22 protein-coding genes are annotated in these 26,235 nt (G+C 68.1%); 11 read left to right on the top strand and 11 right to left on the bottom strand.

The features are described from left to right. The first annotated feature begins 87 nt into the window (after window positions 1–87). Genes J2126_RS11660 through mraY form a run of 3 tightly spaced genes read left to right on the top strand, consistent with a single transcriptional unit; the run spans window position 88 to window position 4,134 of the window. The gene (locus J2126_RS11660) at window positions 88–1,584 is read left to right on the top strand and encodes a UDP-N-acetylmuramoyl-L-alanyl-D-glutamate--2,6-diaminopimelate ligase (RefSeq protein WP_245327281.1); all 1,497 of its coding nucleotides are present in this window, start codon (window positions 88–90) and stop codon (window positions 1,582–1,584) included. Further along, window positions 1,581–3,041 carry a UDP-N-acetylmuramoylalanyl-D-glutamyl-2,6-diaminopimelate--D-alanyl-D-alanine ligase gene (locus J2126_RS11655; protein WP_209487035.1) on the top strand — a complete coding sequence of 487 codons (1,461 nt, stop codon included), beginning with the start codon at window positions 1,581–1,583 and terminating at the stop codon, window positions 3,039–3,041. The genes J2126_RS11660 and J2126_RS11655 overlap by 4 nt, the downstream gene beginning before the upstream one ends. A gap of 7 nt (window positions 3,042–3,048) precedes the next feature. Next, a complete protein-coding gene (gene mraY, locus J2126_RS11650; RefSeq protein WP_209487033.1) occupies window positions 3,049–4,134 on the top strand; it encodes a phospho-N-acetylmuramoyl-pentapeptide-transferase in 1,086 nt (361 codons plus the stop codon). Between the two features lie 31 nt (window positions 4,135–4,165). Here the strand turns inward: mraY and J2126_RS11645 are convergent, their stop codons facing one another. The 3 genes from J2126_RS11645 to J2126_RS11635 all read right to left on the bottom strand — a co-directional run bounded on the left by J2126_RS11645 (window position 4,166) and on the right by J2126_RS11635 (window position 6,123). After that, window positions 4,166–4,975, bottom strand: coding sequence for a hypothetical protein (locus J2126_RS11645; RefSeq protein WP_209487031.1), 810 nt, complete (start codon window positions 4,973–4,975; stop codon window positions 4,166–4,168). Beyond that, on the bottom strand, window positions 4,972–5,775 hold the full coding sequence (locus tag J2126_RS11640) for a DUF4261 domain-containing protein (protein ID WP_209487030.1): 804 nt from the start codon (window positions 5,773–5,775) through the stop codon (window positions 4,972–4,974). Before J2126_RS11640 ends, J2126_RS11645 begins: the two co-directional genes overlap by 4 nt. A gap of 126 nt (window positions 5,776–5,901) precedes the next feature. Continuing rightward, window positions 5,902–6,123, bottom strand: coding sequence for a YgaP family membrane protein (locus tag J2126_RS11635; protein WP_209487028.1), 222 nt, complete (start codon window positions 6,121–6,123; stop codon window positions 5,902–5,904). Window positions 6,124–6,325: 202 nt separating this feature from the next. Between J2126_RS11635 and murD the strand changes: the two genes are divergently transcribed. The 6 genes from murD to J2126_RS11605 all read left to right on the top strand — a co-directional run bounded on the left by murD (window position 6,326) and on the right by J2126_RS11605 (window position 14,774). Then, on the top strand, window positions 6,326–7,897 hold the full coding sequence (gene murD, locus J2126_RS11630; protein WP_209487026.1) for a UDP-N-acetylmuramoyl-L-alanine--D-glutamate ligase: 1,572 nt from the start codon (window positions 6,326–6,328) through the stop codon (window positions 7,895–7,897). Window positions 7,898–8,008: 111 nt separating this feature from the next. Continuing rightward, entirely contained in the window at window positions 8,009–8,902 is an 894-nt protein-coding gene (locus tag J2126_RS11625; RefSeq protein ID WP_209487024.1) for a TIGR01459 family HAD-type hydrolase, read from the top strand. Between the two features lie 119 nt (window positions 8,903–9,021). Further along, window positions 9,022–9,975: a bifunctional riboflavin kinase/FAD synthetase gene (locus tag J2126_RS11620; RefSeq protein WP_209487022.1), complete on the top strand. Its 954-nt coding sequence runs from the start codon at window positions 9,022–9,024 to the stop codon at window positions 9,973–9,975. Window positions 9,976–10,031: 56 nt separating this feature from the next. Beyond that, window positions 10,032–11,282 carry an aminotransferase class I/II-fold pyridoxal phosphate-dependent enzyme gene (locus tag J2126_RS11615; RefSeq protein ID WP_209487020.1) on the top strand — a complete coding sequence of 417 codons (1,251 nt, stop codon included), beginning with the start codon at window positions 10,032–10,034 and terminating at the stop codon, window positions 11,280–11,282. A 14-nt stretch (window positions 11,283–11,296) separates the two neighbouring features. Further along, window positions 11,297–13,774, top strand: a complete 2,478-nt coding sequence (locus tag J2126_RS11610; RefSeq protein ID WP_432445316.1) for a DNA translocase FtsK — start codon at window positions 11,297–11,299, stop codon at window positions 13,772–13,774. Between the two features lie 196 nt (window positions 13,775–13,970). Further along, window positions 13,971–14,774, top strand: a complete 804-nt coding sequence (locus tag J2126_RS11605; protein ID WP_245327280.1) for an outer-membrane lipoprotein carrier protein LolA — start codon at window positions 13,971–13,973, stop codon at window positions 14,772–14,774. Between the two features lie 28 nt (window positions 14,775–14,802). On the opposite strand, the gene recR is transcribed toward J2126_RS11605, so the two are convergent. Beyond that, the gene (recR, locus tag J2126_RS11600) at window positions 14,803–15,408 is read right to left on the bottom strand and encodes a recombination mediator RecR (RefSeq protein ID WP_209487018.1); all 606 of its coding nucleotides are present in this window, start codon (window positions 15,406–15,408) and stop codon (window positions 14,803–14,805) included. A 693-nt stretch (window positions 15,409–16,101) separates the two neighbouring features. On the opposite strand from recR, the gene J2126_RS11595 reads away from it, so the two are divergent. Continuing rightward, complete coding sequence (locus J2126_RS11595; protein WP_209487016.1) at window positions 16,102–16,566, top strand: MucR family transcriptional regulator; 465 nt, start codon at window positions 16,102–16,104, stop codon at window positions 16,564–16,566. 103 nt (window positions 16,567–16,669) lie between these two features. Here the strand turns inward: J2126_RS11595 and J2126_RS11590 are convergent, their stop codons facing one another. The 5 genes from J2126_RS11590 to mnmE form a co-directional block, all read right to left on the bottom strand. After that, window positions 16,670–17,563, bottom strand: a complete 894-nt coding sequence (locus J2126_RS11590) for a ParB/RepB/Spo0J family partition protein (protein WP_209487006.1) — start codon at window positions 17,561–17,563, stop codon at window positions 16,670–16,672. A 26-nt stretch (window positions 17,564–17,589) separates the two neighbouring features. Further along, window positions 17,590–18,444, bottom strand: a complete 855-nt coding sequence (locus J2126_RS11585) for a ParA family protein (RefSeq protein ID WP_209487004.1) — start codon at window positions 18,442–18,444, stop codon at window positions 17,590–17,592. A 103-nt stretch (window positions 18,445–18,547) separates the two neighbouring features. Beyond that, window positions 18,548–19,204, bottom strand: coding sequence for a 16S rRNA (guanine(527)-N(7))-methyltransferase RsmG (gene rsmG / locus J2126_RS11580; RefSeq protein ID WP_209487002.1), 657 nt, complete (start codon window positions 19,202–19,204; stop codon window positions 18,548–18,550). Between the two features lie 43 nt (window positions 19,205–19,247). Continuing rightward, window positions 19,248–21,125, bottom strand: a complete 1,878-nt coding sequence (gene mnmG, locus J2126_RS11575) for a tRNA uridine-5-carboxymethylaminomethyl(34) synthesis enzyme MnmG (RefSeq protein ID WP_209487000.1) — start codon at window positions 21,123–21,125, stop codon at window positions 19,248–19,250. Window positions 21,126–21,225: 100 nt separating this feature from the next. Further along, on the bottom strand, window positions 21,226–22,536 hold the full coding sequence (gene mnmE, locus J2126_RS11570; protein ID WP_209486999.1) for a tRNA uridine-5-carboxymethylaminomethyl(34) synthesis GTPase MnmE: 1,311 nt from the start codon (window positions 22,534–22,536) through the stop codon (window positions 21,226–21,228). A gap of 139 nt (window positions 22,537–22,675) precedes the next feature. On the opposite strand from mnmE, the gene J2126_RS11565 reads away from it, so the two are divergent. Continuing rightward, window positions 22,676–24,688: a thioredoxin domain-containing protein gene (locus J2126_RS11565; protein WP_209486997.1), complete on the top strand. Its 2,013-nt coding sequence runs from the start codon at window positions 22,676–22,678 to the stop codon at window positions 24,686–24,688. 201 nt (window positions 24,689–24,889) lie between these two features. Here J2126_RS11565 and dnaQ read toward each other — a convergent pair whose 3' ends face one another. Together dnaQ and coaE are read right to left on the bottom strand one after the other, a co-directional pair. Further along, complete coding sequence (dnaQ, locus tag J2126_RS11560) at window positions 24,890–25,612, bottom strand: DNA polymerase III subunit epsilon (RefSeq protein ID WP_209486995.1); 723 nt, start codon at window positions 25,610–25,612, stop codon at window positions 24,890–24,892. A 22-nt stretch (window positions 25,613–25,634) separates the two neighbouring features. After that, window positions 25,635–26,234, bottom strand: coding sequence for a dephospho-CoA kinase (gene coaE, locus J2126_RS11555; RefSeq protein ID WP_209486993.1), 600 nt, complete (start codon window positions 26,232–26,234; stop codon window positions 25,635–25,637). Window position 26,235 lies beyond the last annotated feature (1 nt).

The raw sequence follows: 26,235 nt of genomic DNA, 5'->3' as shown, positions 1-26,235 counted from the left end.
CACCGGTGCGGGATCACGTTACCGCCACCGCAGCGGCAGCCCGCGCGGGGTGACAACCGGGGCGGGCGAATGCCAGAAAGGGGTCCGATGACCATGCATTCCCTCGGACAGCTCCTTCCCCTCGGACAGATTCTGGACGGCCACGCCCGCATCCTGACGCCGGACGGCGCGCAGGAGCCCATCACCGGCCTGTCCTCCGACAGCCGGCGCATCACGCCCGGCGATCTGTTCGTCGCCATCCCCGGCACCCATGCGGACGGCACGCGCTTCATCGCGGACGCCATCGCGCGCGGCGCCGCCGCCGTCCTGATGGAGCCGACCGCCCCCGCCCCGAGATTGCCGCCGCAGGTCGCCCTCGCCTTCACGCTGGATGCCCGGCGCTCGCTGTCGCTGGCCGCCGCACGCGTCTATCCGCGCCAGCCGCAGACCATCGCCGCCGTCACCGGCACCGCCGGCAAGACCTCCGTCGCCTTCTTCCTGCGGCAGATCTGGGAGCGGCTCGGCCATCGCGCGGCGTATCTCGGCACCATCGGCCTGGTGAAGCCGGACGGCGCCACCTATGGCAGCCTCACCACGCCCGACCCGGTGGAGCTGCACGCCACCCTCGACGCGCTCGCGGGCGAGGGCGTCACCCACATGGCGCTCGAAGCCTCCTCCCACGGCCTGGACCAGAAACGGCTCGACGGGGTTCGGCTCGCCGCTGGCGGCTTCACCAATCTCGGCCGCGACCATCTCGACTATCACCCGACGATGGACGCCTATTTCCGCGCCAAGCTCCGCCTCTTCACCGAGGTGATGCCGCAGGACGCCGCCGCTGTCGCCGTCACCTCCGCCCCCTTCGCCGCCACCGCGCTCGCGTGGGCTGAGACCCGCGGGCTCAGGCTCCTGCCCATCGGCGAGGGCCGGTCGGACGGCATCGACATCGCCGCCGCGACGGGTTCGCCCGCCGGACAGAAAGTGATGTTCGCGGACGGCTCCAGCGCAGTGGTGCCGCTGGTGGGGCGCTTCCAGCTGGACAATGCGCTGCTCGCGGCCGGCCTCGCCATCGCCTGCGGGGCGGACCGGGCGGAGGCCTTCGCCGCCCTCGCCCACCTCACGGGCGTTCCCGGCCGGCTGGAGCGTATCGGCGATGACTCGCGCCGGCCGGTGTTCGTGGACTATGCCCACAAGCCGGAAGCGCTCGCGACCGTTCTCGACACGCTGCGCGCCGCCATCCCCGGCCGGCTGGTGGTGGTGGTCGGCTGCGGGGGCGACCGCGACCGGGGCAAGCGTCCGATCATGGGCGCCATCGCCGCGATGAAGGCGGACGTGGTGATCGTCACCGACGACAACCCGCGCAGCGAAGAGCCGGCGGCGATTCGCGCGGAGGTATTGGAAGGCGCGCGCGGCGCCGGCCGGGGCGACGTGCGGGAGATCGGCGACCGGGCGGAGGCCATCCGGGCCGGCGTCGCGCTGCTGGAAGCCGGGGATGCACTGCTCGTTGCCGGCAAGGGTCACGAAACCGGCCAAATCATCGGCGACCGGACATATCCATTCTCGGACGCGGCGGAAGTCCTCGCCGCCCTCAAGGAGGTCGCGGCATGAGTGCGGACGCGGGTACGGCAGAACAGAAGGGCCGCATCCTCCACAGCGTCGCCGAGATGGTGGCGGCCATGGGGGCGGAGGTGCGCGGCGCGCCGCGCGATGCCACCGGCATCTCCATCGACAGCCGGTCGCTCGCCCGCGGCGACGTCTTCTTCGCCATCGCCGGTGAGAACAGCGACGGCCATGCCTATGTGATCAAGGCGCTGGAGGCCGGCGCCTCCGCCTGCGTGGTGGCGCGCGACAAGGCGGATCAGTTCCCGTCCGACGCCCCCCTCCTCGTGGTGGACGACGTGCTCGCCGCCTTGACCGACCTTGCCCGCGCCAGCCGCGCGCGTTCCAACGCCGGTATCGTTGCCGTGACGGGATCGGTGGGCAAGACCACCACCAAGGAGGCGCTGCGCATCGCCCTCGGCGCCGACGGCGAGACCCACGCCTCCGCCGCCTCCTACAACAATCACTGGGGCGTGCCCCTCTCCCTCGCCCGGCTGCCGCGCGAGGCGCGCTACGGCGTGTTCGAGATCGGCATGAACCATCCCGGCGAGATCACGCCACTGGTGCAGCTGGTGCGCCCGCAGGTGGCCATCATCACCACGGTGGAGGCGGTGCATATCGCGCACTTCTCCGGCATCGAGGAGATCGCCGACGCCAAGGCGGAGATCTTCCAGGGCGTGGAGCCGGGCGGTGCGGTGGTGCTGAATCTCGACAACCCGCTGTTTCCCCGCCTCAAGGCGGCCGCCGAGGCGCAGGGCATCGCCCGCATCGTCACCTTCGGCGAGACGGCCGGCGCCGACGTGCGGCTGAAGGAGGCGGCGCTGCAATCCTATTGCTCGGTGGGCGTCGCCGACGTGATGGGCACGCCGGTGACCTTCAAGGTCGGTATGCCCGGGCGCCATATCGTGCAGAACATGCTGGCGGTGCTCGCTGCGGCGAAGCTGGTGGGCGCCGACCTCGCTCTGGCCGGCCTCGCCCTCTCCCGCATGAAGGCGCCGGCCGGACGCGGCGTCGCGCTGCGCCTTCAGGTAAAGGGCGGGCAGGCGACGCTGCTGGATGAAAGCTACAACGCCAATCCCGCCTCCATGCGCGCCGCCCTCGACGTGCTCAGCCGCACCCCCGTCGGCCCGCGCGGCCGCCGCATCGCGGTGCTGGGCGACATGCTGGAGCTCGGCGACGACGGCGACGCCCACCATGCCGAATTGGCCGAGGCCGTGCGCGCGGCGAAGATCGATCAGGTCTTCTGCTGCGGGCCGCACATGCACGCGCTCTGGCAGGCCCTCCCCTCGGAGCGGCGGGGCGGCTACGCGATCCACGCCTCCCACCTCGAGCCCATGGTGGCCTCCGCCATCCGGGCCGGTGACACGTTGATGGTCAAGGGTTCCAACGGCAGCCGCATGGGACCGCTGGTCAAGAGCCTCGCCGAGCGCTTCCGCGCCGGGGAGGATGCGCTGCTCGAAGGATAGAATTCAGATGCTCCAGTGGCTTGCCGATCTCCACCAGTCCTTCACGGCCTTCAACGTCTTCCGCTACATCACCTTCCGCACCGGCGGCGCGGTGATGACGGCGCTGCTGTTCGTGTTCCTGTTCGGCCCGGCGATGATCTCCATGCTGCGGCTGAAGCAGGGCAAGGGCCAGCCCATCCGCACCGACGGGCCGCAGTCGCATCTGCTCACCAAGAAGGGCACGCCCACCATGGGCGGGCTGATGATCCTCGCCGGCATCGCGGTGGCGACGCTGCTGTGGGCGAACCTCTTCAATATCTACATCTGGGCCGTGCTGCTGGTGATGCTCGGCTTCGGCATGATCGGCTTCTATGACGACTACCTGAAGGTGACGAAGCAGACCCACAACGGCCTCTCCGGCAAGACGCGCCTCGCAATCGAGGCGGTGATCTCCGGCGTCGCCGTGGTCATCATCATGACCATGGGCAAGTCGGGCCTCTCCACCTCGGTAGCCTTCCCCTTCTTCAAGGACCTGCTGCTCAACCTCGGCGTCTTCTTCGCCATCTTCGGCATGTTCGTCATCGTCGCGGCCGGCAATGCGGTGAACCTCACCGATGGTCTCGACGGCCTCGCCATCGTTCCGGTGATGATCGCGGCCGGCACCTTCGGCCTCATCGCCTATCTCTCCGGCAACGTGCGCTTCGCCGACTATCTGCAGATCCATTACGTCGCCGGCGTCGGCGAGCTGGCGGTGGTCTGCGGCGCGGTGATGGGGGCCGGCCTCGGCTTCCTGTGGTTCAACGCCCCACCCGCCCAGGTCTTCATGGGCGACACCGGCTCGCTGGCGTTGGGTGGGCTCCTCGGCACGGTCGCGGTGGCCACCAAGCATGAGATCGTCCTCGCCGTGGTGGGCGGCCTGTTCGTGCTGGAGGCCGTCTCGGTGATCGTGCAGGTGGCCTCGTTCAAGCTCACCGGAAAGCGCGTGTTCAAGATGGCGCCCATCCACCACCATTTCGAGCAGCTCGGCTGGACCGAGCCGCAGGTGGTGATCCGCTTCTGGATCGTCGCCGTGGTGCTCGCGCTGGCGGGATTGGCGACGCTGAAGCTGCGGTGAGGGGCGGTATCGACGAACAAAAAGCCGCCGGTCAGTGTACCCCCGGCAGCGGACGGCCACCCGGGAAACGCGAGATCTCCAAGAAGCAGACCGTTTCGCCCTCTTCCCGACATGACGGGCGGTGGCTCATTTTTATCGAGGCCTGCAACACGTCGAGATTGACTTCTTGTGTCGCTCCGTCGGGCAAGACGTTCCCAGTTGCAAGCATGCGCGCAATGAGGATTGCCGCGGTTCCAACATCCATCCGGATTGTATCGCCGTCGGTGTGAAATTCGACGTCCATTAATCCAATAGTCGCCAGCCCGTAGGTCCGAACCATAAGCTGTCCACCTGGGCTGGAATAGGCAAATCTAGTCCACGCATAGATCGGAAAGGTCCCATTCTTGTAAAGTAGATCATAAACCTCCTCAAACATCGCCATGTTGACCACCGTATAGGGTAGCCAAGCAATTGCGTGCGTTGGAATTTTGCGCGTGAGAGCGTGTAGGACTTCCGTAAAAGCGAGGAGATTTGAGAGCTTGTCTTTTCCCAAATCGCGGCGGACAAGGACGCACGCCGTGTGATGGGGATAGGGAGCACCCTTGACGTGCCAGAGTACGTTGGTGTTGACAGACCAACGCAGCATTTCTTCGTCCATTGGCTCAGCGTCGAATCGGGCGCGATGCTCGACATCGTTGACGGTAAAGACAGCCTTTTTATCGTCACCGGACCCATACACCATTGCAAGGCTCGGATCGCCCGAGCGGATCACCTCCCGCGCCACATCTAAATGCTCAGCATCAATGAGTAGAAGGGCACGCAGCCCCCAACCTTCCGGCATCTTCGTTGCTGAGGAGGTCATGGGCGATCCATTACTCCGTCGACGCCATTGAAATCGAACAGATAGACAGTCCCACACCCCTCTCGGAAGGAAGGCGCGTGATGGACACGTATGGCCCTGTCATAGGTATTCATGTCTTCGGCAAAATCGATTGTGTCACCGTCAGACAGTACGGGGCCATTATCTAATACATATCCGATAAAATACTGAACTACATCAAGCGTAGGATCGGGCGCGAGCGGTGATGGATTGCACTCCACTTCCATGAAACCGAAATCTCGCATCCCGATGGTCGACGCAACAGTCCCGCGCTGGTCCCAGCTCAACTGGATCTTGATCCATGCGGGGATCGGAAGCCGGCCATTATGATGGAAGCGATCAACGAGGAACTTGTACCATTCGGGGCTGGTGAGAGCGGGCCCTCGCAGAATTCCACTGACCGGCAGATGCTCCATGAGACAGCGGATCAGGACCGACTGCGTGAGGAGGTCTTCCACGAGGCGATCCGGACGAAGAAAAGCCGCCACGGTCAGGAAGGTCTTATGCGAAGCGAGAGCCGTGACGGCCTCGGGCCAGAACACGGTGGTCGACGCAATTCCGTGATAAACGTGTCGCGCAATCGGACCGGCGGCCACGCTTAAGATGAAAGTGCAGCCGCGCCAGCTGATGACGGCAGAGCCATCCTGGCTGGAATCCACTTTGATCGGCTCGACCTTCGCGATGTCGGCGACGAGCGCTTCAAAGTCCGGATTGCAGGCCTCGTTCAGAAAAACGTTCACCGGATTGAAGTGACTACGGGGAATGAATGTGTCCTGTGCCATCGGTCGCCGCGCCTTCGGATTGAGACGCGGCGATCCATACACCACCCGCGGAAGTTGTTCACTTCGCCCCATACTTCGAATAGGCAGGACCAGACGAAGTGCCGCAGATTCCCTAGCGTAACAAACTCACCCCCGCCCACACGTATTGATGCCCAGCAGCGGATAGGCCGGGCAGAAGCGGAAGGCGGCGGTGAGCAGCATCACCACGCCCACGGCGCCGATCAGCCAGGTCCAGTTGCCGAGCCCGCCCAGCGCCGGCACGGAGGGGGCCACGAACGGCACCAGGATCAGCACGATCCCGGCGACGAAACGCAGCACGCGATCAAATCCACCCACGTTTGCGACCATCTCGTTCTCCCAAGGTTGGCGCGGCAGTCCCGCGTATCCGTCTCCTACATTCAATAGTATGAATGTCATCCACGGCAAGCAGGGGATTTCCCTTAGGGCGCGCCCCGCCGGCCGTCTGCCTACGAAAGGGGTTCGCACTTTTCCGCATCATGCTCTAGACGAAAGCCCGGAGTGCATTGCCACAACGGACGATTTTACCGCCATGATCCCCGTCACCGTCTTCAAGGATGCCACCATCGCCCTTTTCGGGCTGGGTGGCTCGGGCCTTGCCACAGCAGAGGCGCTCAAGGCCGGCGGCGCCACCGTCGTCGCCTATGACGATTCAGAAGCCTCGCGCCGCAAGGCCGGCGAGGCCGGCATCCTCGTTCAGGACCTCCACGACATCGACTGGACCATCGTCCAGGCCCTCGTGCTGGCGCCCGGCGTGCCGCTGACCCACCCCGAGCCGCACTGGTCGGTGAAGCTCGCGCAGGCGGCGGGCGTCGAGATCATCGGCGACATCGAGCTGTTCTGCCGCGAGCGACAGGCCATCGCGCGCCGTTCGCCGTTCGTCGCCATCACCGGCACCAACGGGAAGTCGACGACCACGGCGCTCATCACCCACATCCTGCGCGTCGCCGGTCGCGACGTGCAGATGGGCGGCAATATCGGCACCGCCATCCTCTCCCTCGCCCCGCCGAAGCCCGGCCGCGTGCATGTGGTGGAGTGCTCCTCCTACCAGATCGACCTTGCCCCCGGCCTCGACCCCTCCGTGGGCGTGATGCTCAACATCACCCCGGACCATCTCGACCGCCACGGCACCATCGAGAACTACGCGGCGGTGAAGGAACGCCTCGTCACCGGCGTCGAGCAGACCGGCACCGCCGTGGTCGGCGTGGACGACGATTTCTCCGCCGCCATGGCCGACCGCACGGAGCGCGCCGGCAAGCACGTGGTGCGCATCTCGGTCAGGCGTCCCCTGCCTGACGGCATCTGGCGCGAGGGCGAGACGCTGGTGGTGTCCGAAGGCGGGGCCGAGGTCTTCCGCCTGCCCCTCGGCGGCATCGGCTCCCTGCGGGGAACCCACAATGCCCAGAACGCCGCCGCCGCCTATGCCACCTGCCGGGCGCTCGGCGTCGCGCCGGAGGTGATCGCTGTGGCGATGAAGCGCTTTCCCGGCCTCGCCCACCGCATGGAAGAGGTGGGCAACAAGGGCAAGGTGCTGTTCGTCAATGATTCCAAGGCGACCAATGCGGACGCCGCCGAGCGGGCGCTGACCAGCTTCACCGACATCTTCTGGATTGCCGGCGGCAAGCCCAAGGCCGGCGGCATCGAACCGCTCGCGCCGTTCTTCGATCGTGTCGCCAAGGCCTATCTCATCGGTGAGGCGGCGCAGGACTTCGCCGCGACGCTGGGGGACGCGGTGCCCCACGAGATCGTCGGCACCCTCGACAAGGCGGTGGAAGCCGCCGCGCGGGATGCCGAGGCCTCCGGCCGCGCGGAAGCGGTGGTGCTGCTCTCCCCCGCCTGCGCCAGCTTCGACCAGTATCCCAATTTCGAGGTGCGGGGCGACGCCTTCCGCACGCTGGTGCAGGCGCTGCCCGGCATCGAGGCCCGGACCCGCTCCACCACGCCGGTGGCGCAGAAGGAGCCGCCAAAGGGCGGCGGCCATCCGCACGGAAATCCCCATGGGGGAGGCGGCGGGCATCCCCATGGCATGGGGGGTCATGGTGGGCAGCACGGCGGGCATCCGGGCGGCCATCCTGGTGGTCACCCCGGCAAAGGGCATCCCTGATCCGGCCCGCGCTTCACCGCCGACCTGCGCAGAGCGCGGACCCGCCGGGCGCCCCGGCCTTGTGATTCAAGGCCTTCCATGGCACCTGTGCGCCGCACAATGGAGAGACCGATGGCCGAGACCGGCACCCGCCACCCCCTGCACGCCCCGCCGCTGGTGGAGGGCCTCTCCGCATTCTCCGGCGACTACGACCTGATCCTCTGCGATGTCTGGGGCGTGCTGCACAATGGCGTCGCGGCCTTTCCCGCCGCCTGCGAGGCGCTGACGAAGGCGCGGGCCGGCGGCGCGACCGTGGTGCTGGTCTCCAACGCGCCGCGGCCCAACCGCTTCATCATGGGCATGCTCGACGGCCTCGGCGTGCCGCGCACCGCCTATGACGCCATCGTCACCTCCGGCGACGTGACGCGCGACATGCTTGAGGCGCGCCCCGGCGCCCGCGTCTATCACCTCGGCCCGGCACGGGACGTGGGCACGTTCGACGGGCTGGACCTCACCCTCGCCTCGCTTGAGGACGCGGACCTCGTGGTCTGCACCGGCCTCCTCGACGACGACGTGGAGACGCCGGAGGATTATGCCGATGCCCTCGCCGCCATGAAGGCGCGGGAGCTGCCGTTCATCTGCGCCAATCCCGATCTCGTGGTGGAGCGCGGCGACAAGCTCATCTTCTGTGCCGGCGCCATTGCCCAGGCCTATGAGCAGATCGGCGGCAAGGCCTATTGGTGCGGCAAGCCCTACCGGCCCATCTACGACACCGCCTTCGCGCGCGCCGAGGTGATCCGCGGCGAGGCGGTGGAGCGCAACCGCGTGCTCGGCATCGGCGACGCGCTGCGCACAGACATCGCCGGCGCGAACGACGCCGGCTTCGACAGCCTCTTCATCTCCGGCGGCATCCATGCGCAGGAGCTGAAATCCATCGACGGCGCCATTCCAGACACCGAATCCCTCGCCGATCTCTTCACCGGCCACGCCCATCCGCGCGGCGTCATGCCCCGCCTCGCGTGGTAGCAGTGCGTTTCTTGAACCGGCATGCGGTTTGACCGATCCCGAAGGCCGAATATCCTGTCCCGGTGCCGCCGAGGTTCCGGGCATTCCGCAGAACACCAAGGCAAGGCTTGCGCCCGCCGATGACCGTGTCTCTTCCCCCTGATTTCGTGCTGGTGCGTGGCGGCGAACCCCTGCCGCCGGCGCTGGCGCGCCCCGTCATCGCCATCGGCAATTTCGATGGCGTGCATCGTGGACATCAGGCGGTATTCGCGGCAGCGCGAACCATGGCGGCCGAGGCGGGCGGGCCGGCGCTGGCGCTGACCTTCGAGCCACACCCGCGCACCTTCTTCAATCCTGCCGCCGCCCCCTTCCGCCTGACTCCGGCGGCGGAAAAACTGCGCTACATCGCCGACAGCGGCCTCGACGGGGCGATCGTGCTCGATTTCGACGCTGCCCTCGCCGCCATGGAGGCGGAGGACTTCGTCCGCGCGGTGCTGGTGGGCCGCTACGGCGTCGCCGGGATCGCCGTGGGTTTCGATTTCCATTTCGGCCGTCATCGCGCCGGCTCGCCCGCCTTCCTAAAGGAGGCCGGCGAACGACACGGCTTTGCGGTGACCGTGGTCGAGCCCATGCGCGACGAGAACGACGCGATTTCTTCCACCGCCGTGCGCAAGGCGCTGGCGGCGGGGCAGGTGGGCCACGCTGCCCACATGCTGGGGCGGCCCTTCGCGGTGACGGCCGAGGTGATCCACGGCGACAAGCGCGGCCGCACCATCGGCTTTCCCACCGCCAACCTCGCCTTGCCGCAGGATCTGGAACTGGCGTTCGGCATCTACGCCGTGCGCGCCGTCACGCCGGCCGGCCGGTTCGACGGCGTGGCGAACTACGGGCGGCGCCCCACCTTCGACAACGGCCGGGCGCTTCTGGAAGTCCACCTGTTCGATTATTCCGGCGACCTCTACGGCCAGTCGCTGGAGGTGGAATTCCACGCCTATATCCGGCCGGAGCTGAAGTTCGACGGCATCGACGCGCTTGTCGCGCAGATCAAGGCCGATGCACGGCAGGCGCGCGAGGTGTTGGGGCATAAAGTCTGACGGATCGCCGGGTTAAGTTAGCCACACCTTAACCGGCTGGTCCCATTCTGGAGCGGATGACGAAGTCCGCCAGAAAAGACCGCAAAGCCGTGCCACCCGCCCCCGCCGCTCCCCCGGAAGACCGCCGCTCGCCCTTCATCCGGCTTGCCGACCTCCTCGCGGGGATCGAGCCGGGGCGCCAGCCGCTGAGCGCCGCCGTGGGCGAGCCGCAGCACGCCATGCCGGATTTCGTCGGTCCGGTCCTCAACAGCAATCTCGCCGGCTTCGGCCGCTATCCGCGTGCCGAGGGCACGCCGACCTTCCGCGCCGCGGCCGCCAGCTGGCTGGCGCAGCGCTACAGGCTGGCGAAGCCGCTCGATGCCGACCGCGAAGTGCTGGCGCTGAATGGCTCGCGCGAGGGCCTGTTCTCCGCCGCCATCGTCGCCCAGCGCCTGGCCGATCCCGCGAAGGGCGCCAATGGCAAGCCGGCCATGCTGCTGCCCAATCCCTTCTATGCCGCCTATGCCGCGGGCGCGGAAGCCGCCGGCTGCGAGGCCGTGGTGATGCCGACCACCAAGGACAGCGGCTGGCTTCCGGACCTCGACGCCCTCGATCCGGACCTGCTGAAGCGGACGGTCGCCCTCTACATCGCCTCCCCCGCCAATCCGCAGGGCGCCATCGCCTCGGCCGAGTATCTCGGCAAGGCGCTGGAGCTGGCGCGGCGCAACGGGGCGTTTCTGTTCTCTGACGAGTGCTATTCGGAAATCTACCTCGGCGCGGAAAAGCCGGCCGGCATCCTTGAAGTGGCCGGCACAGATCTCTCCCGCGTCGTGGCCTTCAACTCCCTGTCTAAGCGCTCCTCCCTGCCCGGCCTGCGCTGCGGCTTCTGCGCCGGGGACCCCGCCTTCCTGAAGGACTTTCTCGCCTTCCGCTGGGTCGCAGCGCCGCAGGTGCCGGAGCCGTTGCAGGCGGTGGCCGTGGCCGCGCTGGAGGACGAGGCCCACGTCGCCCGCTCCCGCGAACTCTATGCCGCGAAGTTCGACCTCGCCGACCGCATGCTCGCCGGCCGCTTCGGCTATGAGCGGCCCGGCGGCGGCTTCTTCCTGTGGCTCGACGTGTCCCACCTCGCCGATGACCGCCTCACGGGCGGCGAGGCGGCGGCGGTGAAGCTGTGGCGCGAGCAGGGCCTGCGCACGGTGCCCGGCGGCTATCTCGCCCGTCGCGACCTCACCGGCGCCAACCCCTCCGCCGGGTTCCTGCGCGTCGCGCTGGTCCAGGATCTGCCCACCTGCGAGGAGGTGCTGAAGCGCCTCGTCGCAGCCCTCTGAAGGGAGCCGCGCCGATGCCCATGGCCCGCCGACGCCCGAAGGCAGCCACCGCCGATGCCGTCATCAACAGCCGGATGGATGCGCCTCACCACCATGCGCACCGGCTCGAACTGATCCCGGAGAGCATCCGGCTGGTGGTGCGCCGGCGCGGGCGGGAGATCGTCGGCACCGGCCTCATCCTCGCGACGCTGACCTCCTTCGTGGCGCTCGGCACCTGGTCCGCGACCGACCCGAGCCTCTCCAACGCCACCCATGCCCCGGTGACGAACCTGCTGGGCCGGCCCGGCGCGATCATCGCCGATCTGCTGGTCCAGCTGTTCGGGCTCGCGGCGCTGGCCGTGCTGCTGCCGCCGCTCTATGCCGGCTGGCGGCTCGTGACCCACCGACCCTTCGCTCGCGAGCGGCTGCGCATCACCTGCTGGCTCATCGGCGTGCTGGGCACCACCGCTTTCCTCGGCGCCATCCCCCAGCCCGAGCATTGGCCGGGCCTCACCGGCCTCGGCGGCGCTTTGGGCGATCTCTTTCCACGCGCCTTCGGCGTGATGCGGGGCGGCGCGCTCGCCGGCCTCGATTCCATGCTCATCGGGGCCGCCGGCCTCGCGATCGGGGCCGCCGGCCTGTTCTTCGCCCTGAGCGGCGGCCGGCGCACGCCGCTGAAGCTCGCTCCCGCCTCCGAGCTGCCGGGCGAGGTGGGCGACGAGGACGAGGAGGACGACGGCACCGCCGTTTCCCTCGGCGCCCTCACCCATACCTTCCTGTCGTGGAAGGCGCGCCTCTCCGGCGCCGGCCTCGCCCGCCGGCCCCTGCCCGCCGCCACCTCGGCCGCGCCCGCCGAAAGGCCGGGCCAGCGGCAGGAGCCGCGCCTGGAGGGTGCCATCGCGCCCGCGCCCCACGATCTCCCCGATGCCCCGCTGGAGGCCCCGCCCGAAGGCGCCGCCGCCCGCCGCCGGGCCGCCCGTCGTGGCGGCCGCCGCGCCGGCTACCAGCATCCCTCCCTCGATCTGCTGACGCCCGCGCCCCCCGCCAAGGCCCCCGCCATGAGCCCGGAGGCCCTCTCCGGGACCGCGCGCGAGCTGGAGGCGACGTTGCAGGACTTCGGCGTGCGCGGCGAGATCGGCCAGGTGCGCCCCGGCCCGGTGGTGACGCTCTATGAGCTGGAGCCCGCGCCCGGCATCAAGTCGTCCCGCGTCATCGGCCTCGCCGACGATATCGCACGCTCCATGAGCGCCGTGTCCGCCCGCGTCGCGGTGGTGCCGGGCCGCAATGCCATCGGCATCGAGCTGCCCAACCAGAAGCGCGACAAGGTGCTGCTGCGCGAGCTGATCGCCACCAAGGATTTCGGCGATACCGGGCACAAGCTCGCCATCGCGCTGGGCAAGACCATCGGCGGCGATCCGGTGATCGTCGACCTCGCCCGCATGCCGCACCTGCTGGTGGCCGGCACCACCGGCTCGGGCAAGTCGGTGGCCATCAATACCATGATCCTGAGCCTGCTTTACCGGCTGAAGCCGGAACAGTGCCGGCTCATCATGGTCGATCCCAAGATGCTGGAGCTGTCCGTCTATGACGGCATCCCCCATCTTCTTGCCCCCGTCGTCACCGATCCGAAGAAGGCGGTGGTGGCGCTGAAGTGGGCGGTGAAGGAGATGGAGGACCGCTACAAGAAGATGTCGAAGCTGGGCGTGCGCAACATCGACGGCTTCAACGCCCGGGTGAAGGACGCCAGCGAGAAGGGCGAATCCATCGCCCGCACGGTGCAGACCGGCTTCGACCACGAGACCGGAGAAGCCATCTACGAGAGCGAGGAGATGAACCTCGAGCCCCTGCCCTACATCGTCGTCATCGTCGACGAGATGGCCGACCTGATGCTGGTCGCCGGCAAGGACATCGAGGGCGCCATCCAGCGCCTTGCCCAGATGGCCCGCGCGGCGGGCATCCATCTGGTGATGGCCACGCAGCGCCCGTCCGTGGACGTCATCACCGGCACCATCAAGGCGAACTTCCCCACCCGCATCTCCTTCCAGGTGACCTCGAAGATCGACAGCCGCACCATCCTCGGCGAGATGGGCGCCGAGCAGCTGCTGGGCCAGGGCGACATGCTCTACATGGCCGGCGGCGGCCGCATCAGCCGCGTGCACGGCCCCTTCGTCTCCGACGAGGAGGTGGAGAGCGTGGTGAAGCACCTCAAGGCCCAGGGCGCGCCCTCCTACGTGGAGGCGGTGACCGCCGAGGATGCGGAGGATGAGGACGGCGACGGCGCCGTGTTCGACAAGGGCGGTATGGGCGACGAGGGCATGGACCTCTATTCCCAGGCGGTGGCGGTGGTGATGCGCGACCGCAAATGCTCCACCTCCTATATCCAGCGCCGGCTTCAGATCGGCTACAATCGCGCGGCTTCGCTGGTCGAGCGCATGGAGAAGGAGGGCCTTGTCGGCTCGCCCAATCACGCCGGCAAGCGGGAGATCCTGCTGCCCGAGCAGGCAGCCGAGTAGGCGCGTTGCGTCACATTCCCGCGTGAGCGGTTCCCGGTTCCGGTTGCAGCTTCGGCCGAACCGGAACACAAGCGGCGCTGGGCGGTTTTCCCGGGCGTCGGCAAGGCCACAGGTTCGCCATAGCCCGGCCGCAAGTTGCGTATTAGACCCCTGTCCATCCGATCAGCCCGCGCGGGGCGGGATCGGAGCGTCGGAAATGACCTTCCTGCCCGCGACACGCCCTGCGCCAGAGATGCCCATGATGCTCATCCGCTCCGCCGCCACCCGCTTCACCCCCCGCGAGGCCCGCGTCCCGTCGGCGAAGACGCGCCGCGCGGGCGCCGCCGGCCTGCTGCTGGCGCTGGGGCTGGTCGCGGCTGTTCCTGCCGTCGCCCAGACGGTGCAGCCCCCCGGCGACCTCATGCGGCCCCAGGGCCAGGCGAAGGGTGCGGCTCCCGTTGCCGTGGCGCAGCCGGCCGATGGCCGCGCGCCGAAGGCGACCGTGGAGCGCATCACCAGCTACTTCAATTCGGTGCAGTCCATGACCGGCACCTTCACCCAGATCGACCCGGACGGCTCCAAGCGCACCGGCGACTTCTACATGCAGAAGCCCGGACGCGTGCGTTTCGAATACGATGCGCCGAGCCCGGTGGAGCTGATCTCCAACGGCCAGTCGGTGGCCGTGCGCGACCGCAATCTCAACACCCAGGACATCACGCCCCTGTCGCAGACGCCGCTGCGCTTCCTGCTGGCGGAGCGCATCGACCTCGGCACCGAGCCGCATGTGACCGGCATCTTTCAGGACGACCGCTTCGTGACTGTGGTGATGCAGGAAACCGTGCCCATGTTCGGCACCTATCGTCTGCTGATCCTGTTCGACGCCAAGACCTCGGCGCTGAAGCAGTGGGTCGTGACCGATCCGCAGGGCTACGACACGCAGGTCTCGCTGTCGAACGTGCAGGTGAACAAGCGCCCCGACCCCAAGCTCTTCGTCATCAATTTCGAGCGGATGCTGCAGTGAAAGCTGGGGAAGACTGACACTCCGCCGATCACATCTGCGTGCGTGCGCGGATGGCGGCGGAGAGGGTGCCTTCGTCCAGATAATCGAGCTCGCCCCCCACGGGAACGCCCTGCGCGAGGCGGGTGATACGGGCGCCGGTGTCGCGCAGGACATCGGTGAGGTAATGGGCCGTCGTCTGCCCGTCCACCGTGGCGCCGAGCGCCAGGATGACTTCCGAGACCTCCTGTGCGTGCACGCGGGTGACGAGGCTGGCGATATTCAGGTCGTCCGGCCCCACGCCGTCCAGCGGCGAGAGAACGCCCCCCAGCACATGATAACGGGCATTGAGAACGCCAGCGCGTTCCAGGGCCCAGAGATCGCCCACGTCCGCCACCACCACCAGCGTGCGCCCGTCGCGCGTGGGGTCGGTGCAGACCGTGCAGGGATCCGTCACGTCCACGTTGCCGCACGTCCGGCAGGTGACGATCTTGCCGATGGCATCGCCCAGCGCCGTCGCCAGCGGCGCCATGAGCGCCTCGCGCTTCTTGATGAGGTGCAGGGCCACGCGGCGCGCCGAACGCGGCCCAAGGCCGGGCAGGCGGGCCAGAAGCTGGATCAGACGCTCGATCTCGGGTCCGGCGACGGTGCGTGGCATGGCATCCTCGTCCCCGCCGGGCGGGCGACATTGCACGGCCGATGCCGCTTCGGGAACCGCATCGACCCTTGAACGGTGGCCGCCCCGGCCAGGGGCGGAACGACCCCACCTAACCCGGTTCGGCGCGCCACACCAGTGGCCGGGCCCGGAAGTCTCGGCTACGCCAGCGGCAAGCTCAGGCGCGTGATGCGTTCCGTCAAATCAGGACGGCGGCGGGGCGCCGACGTGACGGAAGCCTCGACCGTCTGCCGCATCTGGAAGTTGTACAAATCGGGGCATGTACTTGTTGTCGCCGGCACAGAAAAACAGCGCGCGAAGGCGTCGGGCTAGTATCTCCCCGGCTATGGACGCACTGGCTTCGCGGACCATGCACCGGGAACACTTCCCATGGCCGATGTTTTCATCTGTCGAGGCTGCGATTCGCTGATCTGGCATGGATCATTTCGTTCGACGGAGCCGGGCAGGACCCCTCATCGACCGCCGCAAACTGGCTCTATTGCTCACTTTCCAAGAGTTTTTGGCTGCCGATTGTATTTATAGGACGAGGTGCTATAGATAAACCGCGTAACTTAATCAGCCGATGCGGCGTCTGCCTCGGCGGAGCATGTGGCCGAAGCCATACCGAGCCCGGTCGCATTCCAACCGCTCCCCGCATTGCCAGCTCGCTTTAGCGAAGAACAGAAAGGGACTCCCGTGAGCGACTCCGCGTCCAATACTCCGTCGCCGACCTTCATCGACTTCACCGCGGACATCGTCGCCGCGTATGTGAGCAACAACAGCGTCGCGGCCGCCGAGCTTCCCGGTCTCATCGAGTCCGTCTACCGCGCCCTCGGCCAGCTCGGCACCCCCGCCGCGCCGCAGGTGGAGGAGCAGAAGCCGGCCGTCCCGCTCAAGAAGTCGGTGACGCCCGAATACATCATCTGCCTGGAAGACGGGAAGAAGTTCAAGTCTCTGAAGCGGCACCTGCGCACCAGCTACGGCATGACCCCCGAGGCTTACCGCGAGAAGTGGGGCCTGCCCAAGGATTATCCCATGGTTGCCCCGGCCTATGCTGCGGCCCGCTCGGAACTCGCCAAGAACATGGGCCTCGGCCAGACCCGCAAGAAGGCACCCGTCGCCCCCGCGAAGAAGACGACCCGCCGCAAGGCCGCCGCCTGATTTCAAGATAAGGCCGCGCCTGCGCAAGAAGACGCGGGCCTCATCTGGAACGCAAAAAGGCCGGGCGCACGCCCGGCCTTTTCTTTGTCAGCTGCGTTGAACTTCAATCCAGGCCGAGACGGCGGCAGATCTCGTCGAGCTGGTCGAGGCTGGCATAGCGGATGCGCAGCTCGCCGGCCTCGCCCTTGCCGTCAAGGCTGACGGACAGACCGAGCGCATCGGTAAGCCGTTTCTCCAGCGCCCGCGTATCCGCGCTCTTCCGTTCGGAGGCTGGCGCAGGGGCGCCACGGCCCTTCTCCGGCGCCATCGGCGGCTTGGACCTGGAGAGCGCCTCCACATCCCGCACCGTGAGCCCCTTGGAGATCACTTCGCGGGCCACCTTCTCCGGGTCGGCCACGGAGAGGAGGGCGCGTGCGTGGCCGGCGCTGAGCCGCCCCTCCGCCAGGTGCCCCTTCACCGAATCGGGCAGTTTCAGCAGGCGCAGCGTGTTGGCGATGTGGCTGCGGCTTTTGCCGATGACCTTGGAAAGCTCGTTCTGGTTGTATTCGAACTCATCCATCAGGGCTTCATAGCCCTGCGCCTCTTCGACGGCGTTGAGGTCGGCGCGCTGGACGTTCTCGATGATGGCGATTTCCAGCGCCTCGCGATCGGTGAGCTCCAGCACCACCACGGGAACCTCGTGCAGGCTCGCCCGCTGGGCCGCGCGCCAGCGGCGTTCGCCGGCCACGATCTCGAAGCTGTCCGATCCCTTCAGGGGCCGCACCACGATGGGCTGGATGATGCCCTTCTCGCGGATGGAGGCGGTGAGGTCTTCCAGCCCCTCCTCCAGGAAGGCGCGGCGCGGATTGCGCGGGTTGGCCTTCACCTGCTCGATGGGCACGCGGCGCGGCCCCCCGCGCGGGCCGGAGCTGCGGGCCGGAGCGGCCTGCGGCTCCCCCATCTCGCCGATCAACGCGGCAAGCCCCCGCCCGAGCCGGGAGCGCTGTTCGTCCGCCATCTTGGTCTTGTCCCTCTGGTCTTCCGTCAGGCTGCAGCCGCCGCGCGCGCCGCCCGCTCGCGCTGGATCACTTCCGAGGCGAGCCGCAAATAGGCCTGAGATCCCAGGCACTTGAGATCATAGAGCAAAACCGGCTTGCCATAGGACGGTGCCTCGGACACGCGGACATTGCGGGGAATGATGGTCTCATAGACCTTGTCGCCCATGAATTGCCGCACGTCCTGCACCACCTGTTCCGACAGATTGTTGCGGCCGTCATACATGGTCAGCACGATGCCGTGGATGGTGAGGCTGGGGTTGAGCCCCACCCGCACCTGCTCCACCGTCTTCATCAGCTGGGAGAGGCCCTCCAGCGCGAAGAATTCGCATTGCAGCGGCACGACGATCGCGTCCGCCGCCGCCATGGCGTTCACGGTGAGCAGCGAGAGCGACGGGGGGCAATCCACCAGGACATAGGTGAAGCGCGGCGCCTGTGGATCGGACGCGAGCGCCTTGAGCGCGTCCCGCAGGCGAAAGGCACGGTCGCGCTCCGCGGCGATCTCCAGCTCAAGGCCGGAAAGGTCGAGGGTGGAGGGAGCCACATACAGTTGCGGCACGCCCGTGGGCATCACCGTCTCCTGCATGGAGGCTTCGCCCACCAGCACGTCATAGGTGGAGAGGTTGCGCGAGCGGCGGTCGATGCCAAGACCGGTGGAGGCATTGCCCTGCGGGTCGAGGTCCACCACGAGCACGGTCTCGCCGATGGCCGCGAGGGCGGTGCCGAGGTTGATCGCCGTCGTGGTCTTGCCGACGCCGCCCTTCTGGTTGGCCAGCGCCAGCACGCGCGGGGCGCCCGCCGGCTTGGAAAGATCGGCTTTCGCGGAATGGTCAGCCTGGCTCATGGCCCATGGTCCCCTAGGATCTGATCCCGCGAGCGCGGGCCAGCGGTGTCGAACGTCCACTGAGCGGCGCCGGCCCTATGGGCGCGCCTTCCCGGTGGGGCGGCTACTTGCTGTTGCGCCGGGCGCTTCGGACGAGAAGAACCCGCGCCTCTCGGTCGCTGACGCTGGCGCGAAGATCGCAATCGAGTGTCCAGCCTTTACGGGCCTCGGTCAATTCGCGTTCAGCGTCGCGCCCCTTGGGAAATACCCCGAGGGCGCCGGCGGTGAGGAAAGGCTCAGCCAGCTCCAGAAGCTTGGGCAGGGGCGCCAGCGCACGGGCGGACACCACCTCGGTGCCCGGCGCAAGCATTTGAGCCACCTGCTCGATTCGGTGGGCATGAACCGTCACCGGCAGTTCCGCCACCCGCGCCACCTCGCGCAGGAAGGCCGACTTGCGCGTGTCGCTCTCCACCAGATGAACATCGGCCCCCGGCCGCTCCGAGAGCGCGGCCGCCACCACGAGCCCGGGAAATCCGCCGCCCGAACCGAGGTCCACCCACCGTATCGAATCGGCTGCAACATGGTTAATCAATTGCAGCGAATCGGCGATGTGGCGGCTCCACACCTCGGACAACGTCGCCGGGGCAACGAGATTGATGGTCTTCTGCCATTTGCGCAGCAGCTCCACGATGAGGCCGAGACGGCGGAATGTTTCACGTGAAACCGCCGCCTCGACAGCCGCGCGCGCGGCATCGTCTGCGACTGCCCCGGTCGGCTTCATGCACGTGCCTCCATCCCCATGATCCACAGCACGCGCGAGACGTTCATGCGCAGCGTCCGCCCGCCCGACGCGCGTGGGTGGCAATGAGGGCGAGGGCTGCCGGGGTCATCCCCTCCATCCGCCCGGCCTGACCGACAGTCCTTGGCCGCACGCGCTCCAGCTTCTGCTTCAGCTCGTTGGAGAGGCCAGGCAGGTCGACATAGGACAGCTCCTCCGGAAGAGCGAGCGCCTCGTCCTTGCGCAAGGTCTGGATGTCGGCCGCCTGCCGCTCCAGATAGACCGCGTACTTCGCATCGATCTCCACCTGTTCGGCGATGGCCTGGGGCAGAGCCTTCAGCTCGGGCCAGATTATCGCCAGACGGGCCATGTCGATGTCGGGATAGGCGAGAAGGTCGAAGGCCGACCGGCGCTGGCCGTCTCGGTTCAGGGCCAACCCATGCCGCGCACCCTCCGACGGAGTCAGGGCGAGGCTGCGGGTGAGCGCACGCGCCGCCTCCAGCGCCTGGGTGCGCCCGTCGAAATGCGTCAGCCGTTCGCCCCCGACCAGCCCCAGTGCGGCGCCACGGGCGGTCAGGCGCTGGTCGGCATTGTCAGCCCGCAGCGTGAGCCGATACTCGGCGCGCGAGGTGAACATCCGATACGGCTCGCTGACGCCGCGCGTGACGAGATCATCCACCATCACGCCCAGATAGGCCTCGGCGCGGTCGAAGACGGTGCCATCCGCCCCGCCAGCCCGACGCGCCGCGTTCAAGCCGGCGAGAAGCCCTTGCGCGGCCGCCTCCTCGTAGCCCGTTGTCCCGTTGATCTGCCCGGCGAGGAACAGCCCGGCGACGCGCTTCGTCTCGAGCGTCGGGCCAAGCTCGCGCGGGTCGACATGATCGTATTCGATGGCATAGCCCGGCCGCATCACCTCGACCCGCTCCAGGCCGGGGATGGTGCGCAGGAAGGCGATCTGCACATCGGCGGGCAGGGAGGTGGACAGGCCGTTCGGATAAACCGTGGGATCGTCCAGCCCCTCCGGCTCCAGGAAGATCTGGTGGCCGTCGCGATCGCCGAAGCGGACGATCTTGTCTTCGATGGAGGGGCAGTAGCGCGGCCCGGTGCTGCCGATGCGGCCGGAATACATGGCCGAGCGGGAGAGGTTCTCCCGGATCAGCGCATGCGTTGCGTCCGTCGTGCGGGTGATGCCGCACTCGACCTGAGGATTGGGCAGGCGGGTGGTCAGCGCCGAAAAAGGCTCGGGCGGATCATCGCCCGCCTGCATCTCCAGGCTGGCCCAATCGATGGTGCGGCCATCAAGCCGGGCCGGCGTGCCGGTCTTAAGCCGGCCGAGGGCGAGGCCGAGGCGCGCGAGGGCAGGGGAGAGGCCAAGCGCCGGCTTCTCGCCCATGCGGCCGGCGGGAGTGCTCTCCTCGCCGAGATGGATCAGCCCATTGAGGAAAGTGCCCGTGGTGAGCACCACCGCGCCGCATGTGAGCGCCCGGCCATCGGCGAGGCGAAGTCCGGCCACGCGGCCTTCCTTGACCAGAAGGTCGTCCGCCTCACCTTCGATCACCACGAGCCCCGGCTGCTCGGTGAGCGCCTGCTGCATGGCCCGCGCATAGAGCTTGCGATCGGCCTGGGCGCGCGGCCCGCGCACGGCCGGACCCTTGCGGCGGTTGAGAACGCGAAACTGGATACCGCCCTGATCCGCCACGCGGCCCATCAACCCATCCAGCGCATCGATCTCGCGGACCAGATGGCCCTTGCCGAGCCCTCCGATGGCGGGATTACACGACATGGCGCCGATGGTGGCGAAGGCATGGGTGACCAGCGCCGTGCGCGCGCCGACCCGCGCCGCGGCAGCGGCGGCTTCGCATCCGGCGTGTCCGCCACCAACGACAATGACATCGAAGGCGAGCGGCGGGGGCGTTTCGGTCATGGCGGTCCGCGAGAGAAGAGACGTGCCCTCTGGAAACGCCGGTTCTGGGGCGGCGTCAAGGCGGGGGTGAATGTTTCACGTGAAACACCCTCGGGCGGCGCTATTTCCCGATGCAGAAGGTGCTGAAGAGGGCGTCCAGCACGTGCTCCACATCCACCCGGCCGATGGTCTCGTCCAGCGCCCGGACCGCGAGCCGCACATCTTCTGCCCGCAATTCCTCGTGGCCCCCGAAGTCACCCGTCGCACGCGCCAGATGGTGCGCGGCCCGCTCCAGAGCGAGCCGCTGGCGCTCCCGCGTCACCAGCGCCGGTTCGCGTCCGCACAAGGCCTCGGCGCGTGCCGCGAGAGCTTCCACGATGTCTTCGAGGCCGCGATCGGTGGCGACCGACAGGCCGATGAAGCCTTCCGGCACCGGCCCGCCCCGGTCGATCTTCGTCCGCACCCGGATGGCGAAGGCAAAGGCGGCGGGCGGGTTTTCTCCCGTTTCGCTCAGCCACAGCACGGCGTCGGCGGCCTCGGCCCGGGCGAGCGCGCGGCGCACGCCTTCGGCCTCCACGGCGTCCGCCGTCTCGCGCAGGCCGGCGGTGTCGAGGAGGGTCACAGCCTGTCCGGCGAGTTCCAGATGCACCTCCAGCACATCACGCGTCGTTCCAGGAATGGGGGAAACGATGGCCGCCTCCCGCCCTGCGAGGCGATTCAGCAGGGTCGATTTCCCCGCATTGGGCGGCCCCGCGATGGCGACGACGAGGCCATCCCGCACCCGCTCCCCGCGCTCGGCATCGGCCAGTGCGGCGCCAAGTTCGTTTCCCATGGCGCGGAGGATATCCAGCGCGGGCCGGGCCACGTCCTCCGCGACGTCCGCCTCGTCGGAAAAATCGATGCCCGCTTCCAGCAGGGCGAGGGCGGAGACGAGCTTACCCCGCCAGGCCGCCACGCGGCCGGAAAGCACGCCGGAGGCCAGCGCCAGGGCCTGCCGGCGCTGGGCCTCCGTCTCGGCGGCGATGAGGTCGGCGAGCCCCTCCACCTCGGCGAGGTCGAGCTTTCCATTCTGGTGAGAGCGCCGTGTGAACTCGCCCGCACCGGCCGGACGCAGGCCGGGAAGCATGCCGAGGGCGCGCAGCACCGCCGCCACCACGGCCCGCCCGCCGTGAAGATGAAGCTCCACCACATCTTCCCCCGTCGCGCTGGCGGGGCCGGGGAAGAAGAGCACCAGACCGCGATCGAGCGGCTCACCGCTCGCGGGATGATGGAGGGCGCAATAGCGAGCCACGCGGGGCGGGGGCAGGGTACTGGACAGGGCCAGCGCGGCCGCCGCAGCCTCAGGCCCGGAGACGCGCACGACGGCGACGCCGGCGGGCAGGCGCCCGGAGGACAAAGCGAAGATGGTGTCACTCGTGGCGTCACCGGGCATGGCCTGATCCTCCGGGCGGATGGCTGCGGATTTGCACGGTGCAGCCAAAGCCGCCATGCGTCGTGTGTTTCATTGCCCGAACCATTATCCCGCCATCCCGTTGCCTTCAAAGCCGGTCCGAAGCCGAAGGATTCCCGACATGAGCCTCAATCGCCTCTCCCGCGAGACGAGCCCCTACCTGCTCCAGCATCGTGACAATCCGGTGCATTGGTGGGCGTGGGGGGACGAGGCGTTTGCAGAGGCGCGCGCCACGGGCAAGCCCATCCTCCTGTCGGTCGGCTATGCCGCCTGCCACTGGTGCCATGTGATGGCCCACGAGAGCTTCGAGAATGCCGAAACAGCGGCGGTGATGAATGCGCTGTTCGTGAATATCAAGGTGGATCGGGAGGAGCGGCCGGACGTGGACCAGATCTACATGTCCGCGCTCCAGCAACTGGGGCAGAGCGGCGGCTGGCCGCTCACCATGTTTCTCGATCCGTCCGGCCGGCCGTTCTGGGGCGGCACCTATTTTCCGCCCAAGGCGAGCTATGGACGGCCCGGCTTTGTCGACGTCCTCCGGCAGGTCTCGGCCGTCTTCACCGAGAGCCCGGAGAAGGTGGAGAAGAACGCCCAGGCCATCCTCACGCGCCTGAAGACGGCGGCCGCTCCGACGGAGGGTGCCGCCATCGGCATCGACGATCTGAACGATGCCGCCCGGCGCCTCGTGCCGCTGATCGATCCCGTGCACGGCGGCCTGAAGGGCGCGCCGAAGTTTCCGCAATCGGGGCTGCTCGAACTTCTCTGGAGGGCCGGCACCCGCAATCGCGACGACGCCATGAAGGCGCTCGTCGCCCTTACCCTCAACCGCATGTGCGAGGGCGGCATCTATGATCATCTGGGCGGCGGTTTCGCGCGCTATTCCGTCGACGAGATCTGGTTCGTCCCGCACTTCGAAAAGATGCTCTACGATAACGCGCTGCTGCTGGAGCTGCTGGCGCTCGCCCATGCCGACACCGGCGACGCGCTCTTTCTCCAGCGCGCCCGCGAGACGGTCGGCTGGCTCAAGCGGGAGATGCTCGCCCGCTCCGGCGCCTTCACCGCCAGCCTCGATGCCGATTCCGAAGGGCATGAGGGGCGCTTCTACGTCTGGTCGCTGGCGGAGATCGAGGAGGTGCTGGGGGCAGAGGACGCTGCCTTCTTCGCGCGCATCTACGACGTGACCAAGGCCGGCAACTGGGAGGCGGGCAACATCCTCAACCGGACCGATGCCGGGGTCGTCTCCGCCGCGGACGAGGCGCGGCTGCTCCCCCTGCGTGAAAAGCTGCTTGCGCGCCGCGCGCAGCGGGTGCGGCCGGGGCGGGACGACAAGGTTCTGGCGGACTGGAATGGCCTCATGATCGCCGCGCTCGCCCGCGCCGGCGCCTTCCTGGGCGAGGACGAGTGGGTCGATACCGCACGCACAGCCTTCGGCGCTGTGACGGCGCATATGGTGGAGGGTGGGCGGCTCGCCCATTCGTGGTGCGGCGACAAGATGGTGGTGCCTGGCCTTGCCTCCGACCTCGCGGCCATGGCGCGGGCGGGCATCGCGCTGGCCGAGGCCACCGGCGACAAGGCACCTTTCCGGCTGGCTGGCGTGTTCCTCGACACGCTGGAAAAGCACCATCTCGATCCGGCGACCGGCACCTATTTCCTCACCGCCGATGACGGAGACAGCCTCATCGTCCGGCCCTCGGCGACCCATGACGAGGCCGTGCCGAACTACAATGCCGTGGCCGCCGACGCTCTCATCCGCCTCGCGGCGCTCACCGGCGACGACAGCCTGCGCACGCGCGCCGACCGTATCCTCGCCGGCCTCTCGGGCGCTGCGGCGCGCAATGTGCTCGCCCATGGCGCGACCCTGAACGCCATCGCAACGCGGCTGGGCCTCGCCGAGATCGTCACCACCGGCGCGAAAGGGGAGGCCTTGGCGAAGGCTGCGCTCAAGGTGCCGTTCCCGCTTCGGGTGGTGGTCCGCGCCGAAGGCGTCACGGCGGTCGCCGGCAGCGTCATGGCGGCCCGGATCGCGTCGGCGCCGGACGGTGGAGCGGCCTTCGTGTGCGTCGGAGAGCGCTGTTCGCTTCCCGTGACCGAGCCGGACGGGCTGGCGGCGGCAGTGTCGGTGATTTTGGCCTGAAACGGCTCTCGTGAGCACGCGGAGTGAGATGGTACCCTTTCAAATCACTTCAGAGGGCGACTGGCGGCCAATCAAAATCGGATGACCAATGAGCCGGACCCGACATCATTTCGCCGTCAGCGGCCTTCCTAATCGATCAACTTTTAATTGAATTTCAGTTGTACTCATAATCGTGGGATGCAGCGCCGACCGGTCGACAAATCAGCTTGCCGTTTTCTCAGCCGCGGGCACCTCGGCGTACTTCAGCCAGATCGCCTTCTCGCCGAGCGCCGCGACGAAGGCGGCATGGGCTTCTGATTCGGCGGCACTGATGCGCGGGGGCAGGGGAACGGGACGCGGATGCGCCGCGCGGGCCTCCACCACAAGGCGGGGCGCTTCCGTCGTCTCCTCCACCAGGCCGATCAGGCTCGCCTGCCGCCCGCCGAGCAGCTCGCTGTAGACCTCGGCCAGCAGCTCCGCATCGAGGAGCGCCCCATGCTTCACACGGCGGGACGAATCGATGCCGTAGCGGTTCATCAGGTCATCAAGGCGATTGCCGCCGCCGGGGTGCTTGCGGCGGGCGAGCGCCAGCGTATCGATGACCCGGTCGCGGGCGATGGTTGGGCGGCCGAGGCGCTCCAGCTCGGCGTTCAGGAAGCCGATGTCGAACGCCGCGTTATGGATGACCAAAGTATCGTTCTGGATGAACTCCAGGAATTCATCGGCAACCTGCGAGAAGATCGGCTTGTCGGATAGAAATTCCGACGACAGGCCGTGCACGTTGAAAGCCTCCTGCGGCATGTCCCGCTGGGGGTTGATATAGACGTGGAAGACGTTGCCGGTGAGGATGCGGTTGACCATCTCGACGCAGCCGATCTCCACCAGCCGGTCGCCGCCATAGGCCTCAAGGCCCGTGGTCTCGGTGTCGAGAACGATCTCGCGCATGACTTCCTCTCAGCCCTTCCCCTCAACCCTTCCGCCGACCCGGCCCGGACAGCGCGCGCACGATGCCCTCCACCTGATGCGAGGCGGCGGCGAAGCCGCGACCGGTATCGATGACGAAATGGGCGCGGCGGCGCTTCTCCTCGTCCGGCATCTGCTTTGCGAGAATGGTCGCGAATTTCTCGTCCGTCATGCCCTCGCGGGCGAGCACCCGCTCGCGTTGCACAGCTTTCGGCGCGCTGACCACAGCCACGGCATCGACGCGCCCGTCGCCGCCCGTCTCGAAGAGGAGAGGGATATCCAGCACCACGAGGCGCGCCCCGCTCGCCCGGGCCTGTGACAGAAACTCCGTCTCGGCCGCGCGGACCAGGGGGTGGACGATCGCCTCCAGCCGCTTCATGGCCGCGGCATCGCCGAGCACGCGGACGCCCAGCGCCGCACGGTCGATGGCGCCGTCTCGGGTCACGCCCGGAAATTCGGCTTCCACCGGCCCCACCGCCGCGCCCCGGTAGAGCGCGTGGACGGCGGCGTCGGCATCATGCACCGGCACACCCAGCGCGCGAAACATGCGTGCGGTGGCCGACTTGCCCATGCCGATGGAGCCGGTAAGGCCGAGAACCCACATT

Origin of the sequence: Xanthobacter flavus, from assembly GCF_017875275.1 — a bacterium.
GTDB classification, from domain to species: domain Bacteria; phylum Pseudomonadota; class Alphaproteobacteria; order Rhizobiales; family Xanthobacteraceae; genus Xanthobacter; species Xanthobacter flavus_A.
This window is presented reverse-complemented; position numbering and strand designations above follow the sequence as displayed.